This window comes from Paracoccus amoyensis (genome assembly GCF_014490725.1).
In the GTDB taxonomy this organism is placed as follows: Bacteria; Pseudomonadota; Alphaproteobacteria; order Rhodobacterales; family Rhodobacteraceae; genus Paracoccus; species Paracoccus amoyensis.
The window spans coordinates 1-5,505 of sequence record NZ_JACOQL010000015.1; the positions used below are offsets into that span (position 1 = coordinate 1).

2 tRNA genes and 3 rRNA genes are annotated in these 5,505 nt (G+C 53.6%); all 5 read right to left on the reverse strand.

The window, feature by feature from the left end:
• Nucleotides 1–139: 139 nt before the first annotated feature.
• The 5 genes from rrf to H4P12_RS18525 all read right to left on the reverse strand — a co-directional run bounded on the left by rrf (nt 140) and on the right by H4P12_RS18525 (nt 5,255).
• Nucleotides 140–254, reverse strand: a 5S ribosomal RNA gene (gene rrf / locus H4P12_RS18505).
• A 90-nt stretch (nt 255–344) separates the two neighbouring features.
• Nucleotides 345–3,176: ribosomal RNA gene (locus H4P12_RS18510) — 23S ribosomal RNA — on the reverse strand.
• A 307-nt stretch (nt 3,177–3,483) separates the two neighbouring features.
• Nucleotides 3,484–3,559: transfer RNA gene (locus tag H4P12_RS18515), tRNA-Ala, on the reverse strand.
• A gap of 14 nt (nt 3,560–3,573) precedes the next feature.
• A tRNA-Ile gene (locus H4P12_RS18520) sits at nt 3,574–3,650 on the reverse strand.
• Between the two features lie 141 nt (nt 3,651–3,791).
• A 16S ribosomal RNA gene (locus tag H4P12_RS18525) occupies nt 3,792–5,255 on the reverse strand.
• The 16S, 23S and 5S rRNA genes sit together here with 2 tRNA genes alongside, the layout of an rRNA operon.
• Nucleotides 5,256–5,505 lie beyond the last annotated feature (250 nt).

Genomic DNA, 5,505 nt, shown 5'->3' on the forward strand with positions numbered 1-5,505 from the left:
TGACCTTCAGGTTATGAGCCTGACGAGCTACCGGGCTGCTCTACCCCGCGACAGTTTGCGCATTGGTGTTGCGCGTGACGCCGATCTGTTTGGTGATTGGCGTTTTTTCATCGTTTCAGAGGATTTCGCTTCTTTCCAGGTCTGGCGGTGACCTACTCTCCCACGTCTTAAGACGCAGTACCATCGGCGCAGCGGCACTTAACGGCCGAGTTCGGGATGGGATCGGGTGTTTTGCTCGCGCTAGGGCCACCAGACCAGGAAAGAAGCGATCAGCGTTGCTGCCTTTTGGCAGTTTGTTGTCCAAGGATGCTTTTGGAGGAAGAACAATCTGTCTTCTTCCGGATCAAATCAAGCCTATCGAGCCATTAGTACCGGTCAACTGAATGCATTACTGCACTTACATCTCCGGCCTATCGACGTGGTGGTCTTCCACGGCTCTCAAGGGATACCTTGTTTTGAGGGGGGCTTCCCGCTTAGATGCCTTCAGCGGTTATCCTGTCCGTTCATAGCTACCCAGCACTGCCGTTGGCACGACAACTGGTCCACCAGTGGAACGTTCACCCCGGTCCTCTCGTACTAGGGGCAACTCCTCTCAAGTATCCAACACCCACGGCAGATAGGGACCGAACTGTCTCACGACGTTCTAAACCCAGCTCACGTACCTCTTTAAACGGCGAACAGCCGTACCCTTGGGACCTGCTCCAGCCCCAGGATGAGATGAGCCGACATCGAGGTGCCAAACGATGCCGTCGATATGGACTCTTGGGCATCATCAGCCTGTTATCCCCAGCGTACCTTTTATCCGTTGAGCGATGGCCCTTCCACTCGGGACCACCGGATCACTATGGCCGTCTTTCGACTCTGCTCGACTTGTCAGTCTTGCAGTCAGGCTGGCTTCTGCCATTGCACTCAACGAGCGATTTCCGACCGCTCTGAGCCAACCTTCGCGCGCCTCCGTTACTGTTTAGGAGGCGACCGCCCCAGTCAAACTACCCGCCACGCAGGGTCCCGGATCCGGATAACGGACCGCGGTTAGACATCAAGAGTGCGAAGGGCGGTATCTCAAGGATGGCTCCCCAGAAACTGGCGTCTCTGGTTCAAAGCCTACCGCCTATCCTGCACATCGCAATCCTGATGCCAGTGCGAAGCTGTAGTAAAGGTGCATGGGGTCTTTCCGTCTAACCGCGGGAAGTCTGCATCTTCACAGACAATTCAATTTCGCTGAGTCCACATTTGAGACAGCGGGGAAGTCGTTACGCCATTCGTGCAGGTCGGAACTTACCCGACAAGGAATTTCGCTACCTTAGGACCGTTATAGTTACGGCCGCCGTTTACCGGGGCTTCAATTCAATGCTTGCACATCTCCTTTTAACCTTCCGGCACCGGGCAGGCGTCAGACCCTATACGTCGTCTTGCGACTTCGCAGAGCCCTGTGTTTTTAGTAAACAGTCGCCACCCCCTGGTTTGTGCCCCCGACCAATGCTTGCGCACCAATCGGGCCTCCTTCTCGCGAACTTACGGAGGTATTTTGCCGAGTTCCTTAAATGTGGTTCTCTCAAGCGCCTTGGTATTCTCTACCAGTCCACCTGTGTCGGTTTAGGGTACGGTCTCATGGAGGGCTATTTCCAGGAACCACTCACCAGCCCTTCCAATCCGATAAGGAAGAACAAGCTCTGTGATCCGTCACCATCTCCTGGCCCAGGAATATTAACCTGGTTCCCATCGACTACGCCTTTCGGCCTCGCCTTAGGGGCCGGCTTACCCTGCTCAGATTAGCTTTAAGCAGGAACCCTTGGACTTTCGGCGACAGGGTCTCTCACCCTGTTTGTCGCTACTCATGTCAACATTCTCACTTCTGATCACTCCACCGGTTGCCTCACGGCCCGGCTTCACAGTCAGAACAATGTCTCCGTAACATCTGACGATGCTAAAGAGACAGCGTTCTATATCACAGAACGCTCCGCTACCACGCACATAAATGTGCATCCAAAGCTTCGGCTCGTGGCTTGAGCCCCGTTACATCTTCGCCGCAAGACCTCTTGATTAGACCAGTGAGCTGTTACGCTATCTTTAAAGGATGGCTGCTTCTAAGCCAACCTCCTGGTTGTTTTGGAAGTCTCACATGCTTTCCCACTTAGCCACGAATTGGGGGCCTTAGCTGTTGGTCAGGGTTGTTTCCCTCTCCACGACGGACGTTAGCACCCGCCGTGTGTCTCCCGGATAGTCCTTCTTGGTATTCGGAGTTTGCTTAGACTCAGTAAGGCTGTGGGCCCCCATCATCCATGCAGTGCTCTACCCCCAAGAGGATACGTCCGAGGCGCTACCTAAATAGCTTTCGCGGAGAACCAGCTATCTCCGAGTTTGATTGGCCTTTCACCCCTAGGCACAAGTCATCCCGACCCTTTTCAACGGGTGTGGGTTCGGTCCTCCAGTTGGTGTTACCCAACCTTCAACCTGCTCATACCTAGATCACTCGGTTTCGGGTCTGATCCATCTAACTCAATCGCGCATTTAACACTCGCTTTCGCTGCGCCTACACCTAACGGCTTAAGCTTGCTAGATAGACCAAGTCGTTGACCCATTATACAAAAGGTACGCCGTCACCGCTCAAGGCGGCTCCGACTGCTTGTAGGCGTCCGGTTTCAGAAACTGTTTCACTCCCCTCGTCGGGGTGCTTTTCACCTTTCCCTCACGGTACTGGTTCGCTATCGGTCAGTAAGGAGTACTTAGCCTTCGAGGGTGGTCCCCCGATCTTCAGACAGGATTTCACGTGTCCCGCCCTACTTAATACGTCCGATTGAGCTTCCAATACGGGGCTGTCACCCGCTATGGCCGATCTTTCCAGATCGTTCTTGTCACTCGTTCGGCTCGGCTGGTCCGCGTTCGCTCGCCACTACTAGCGGAGTATCTGTTGATTTCCTTTCCTCCGGGTACTTAGATGTTTCAGTTCCCCGGGTTTGCTTCTTAAACCCTATATATTCAGGTAAAAGATACCTGGTTCAGCCCGTTATGAATTGCCAGAAGCAATCATAACAAACTGTCAGGTGGGTTTCCCCATTCGGAAATTCATGGATCAAAGCTTATTCTCAGCTCCCCATGACTTATCGCAGAGTATCACGTCCTTCATCGCCTCTTACTGCCAAGGCATCCACCAAACGCCCTTATCGCGCTTGATTTGATCCGGAAGAAGAAAGACTGGGTCTTTCGGGGCTGCGGCCTTTTGCGTTTCCGCAGCAGTCGCTTCCGATCAAAAGCATGTACATTCCCGCCCATGTCCGAAGACATGAACATTGGTTAGTTGTACTTGACTTGGACAACGTCATCGTTGGCACACAATTCCGAAGAACCGCGACCATCGCATCCACACGCGGATACGACCGACAACGCTGATTATCTCTCTGAACGATATTAAAAGGAACCGAAGTCCCGCGTCCGACAGGACGAGCAAACACGGACAGTGCTTGCTGATCATGTCGAAGGTAATGGTGGAGCCTAACGGATTCGAACCGTTGACATCCTGCTTGCAAAGCAGGCGCTCTACCAACTGAGCTAAGGCCCCATTCTTTGGCTAGATGGTGGGTCGAGGAGGACTTGAACCTCCGACCTCACGCTTATCAGGCGTGCGCTCTAACCACCTGAGCTACCGACCCATTCCAGACCGGTAGGCCTGAGACATCTGATTAACTGAAGGGATATGAGGACGGTCTGACCGCGTGATATGAGCATCTGACTGATGCTCTGCTAAGTCGCTTTACGAGGCGGACAAGTCCGTCTGCTAAAAGCTTCCTTAGAAAGGAGGTGATCCAGCCGCAGGTTCCCCTACGGCTACCTTGTTACGACTTCACCCCAGTCGCTGATCCTACCGTGGCCGCCTGCCTCCCAAAAAGGGTTAGCGCAGCGTCGTCGGGTAGAACCAACTCCCATGGTGTGACGGGCGGTGTGTACAAGGCCCGGGAACGTATTCACCGCGGCATGCTGTTCCGCGATTACTAGCGATTCCAACTTCATGCCCTCGAGTTGCAGAGGACAATCCGAACTGAGATGGCTTTTGGGGATTAACCCACTGTCACCACCATTGTAGCACGTGTGTAGCCCAACCCGTAAGGGCCATGAGGACTTGACGTCATCCACACCTTCCTCCGACTTATCATCGGCAGTTTCCATAGAGTGCCCAACTGAATGCTGGCAACTAGGGACGTGGGTTGCGCTCGTTGCCGGACTTAACCGAACATCTCACGACACGAGCTGACGACAGCCATGCAGCACCTGTCCACAGGTCACCGAAGTGAAAGCCCCATCTCTGGGGATGTCCTGTAATGTCAAGGGTTGGTAAGGTTCTGCGCGTTGCTTCGAATTAAACCACATGCTCCACCGCTTGTGCGGGCCCCCGTCAATTCCTTTGAGTTTTAATCTTGCGACCGTACTCCCCAGGCGGAATGCTTAATCCGTTAGGTGTGTCACCGAATTGCATGCAACCCGACGACTGGCATTCATCGTTTACGGTGTGGACTACCAGGGTATCTAATCCTGTTTGCTCCCCACACTTTCGCACCTCAGCGTCAGTATCGAGCCAGTGAGCCGCCTTCGCCACTGGTGTTCCTGCGAATATCTACGAATTTCACCTCTACACTCGCAATTCCACTCACCTCTCTCGAACTCCAGACTGATAGTTTTGAAGGCAGTTCCAAGGTTGAGCCCTGGGATTTCACCTCCAACTTTCCAGTCCGCCTACGTGCGCTTTACGCCCAGTAATTCCGAACAACGCTAGCCCCCTCCGTATTACCGCGGCTGCTGGCACGGAGTTAGCCGGGGCTTCTTCTGCTGGTACCGTCATTATCTTCCCAGCTGAAAGAGCTTTACAACCCTAAGGCCTTCATCACTCACGCGGCATGGCTAGATCAGGGTTTCCCCCATTGTCTAAGATTCCCCACTGCTGCCTCCCGTAGGAGTCTGGGCCGTGTCTCAGTCCCAGTGTGGCTGATCATCCTCTCAAACCAGCTATGGATCGTAGGCTTGGTAGGCCATTACCCCACCAACTACCTAATCCAACGCGGGCTAATCCTTTGGCGATAAATCTTTCCCCCGAAGGGCACATACGGTATTACTCTCAGTTTCCCGAGGCTATTCCGTACCAAAGGGCATATTCCCACGCGTTACTCACCCGTCCGCCGCTAGACCCGAAGGTCTCGCTCGACTTGCATGTGTTAGGCCTGCCGCCAGCGTTCGTTCTGAGCCAGGATCAAACTCTCAAGTTGAAAAGCGCCGAAACGCTTGTCCTTGACGTCGAACCTTGCACATCTGTCACTTAACCGAAGTTAAATAATCATCCGTTCATCGTTCTCACTCGCGTGAGCCGACAAACAGTGAAGCTGACACTCTCATCATCGCTTGCGCTAGAGAGCCGATATGCAAGACCTTGGTCGAATACGACCAAACCGCCCGCATATCCCTTCATTCATCATCAATGTCAAAAAGCAGAGGAAACAAAATCACGGATGCGGCGCC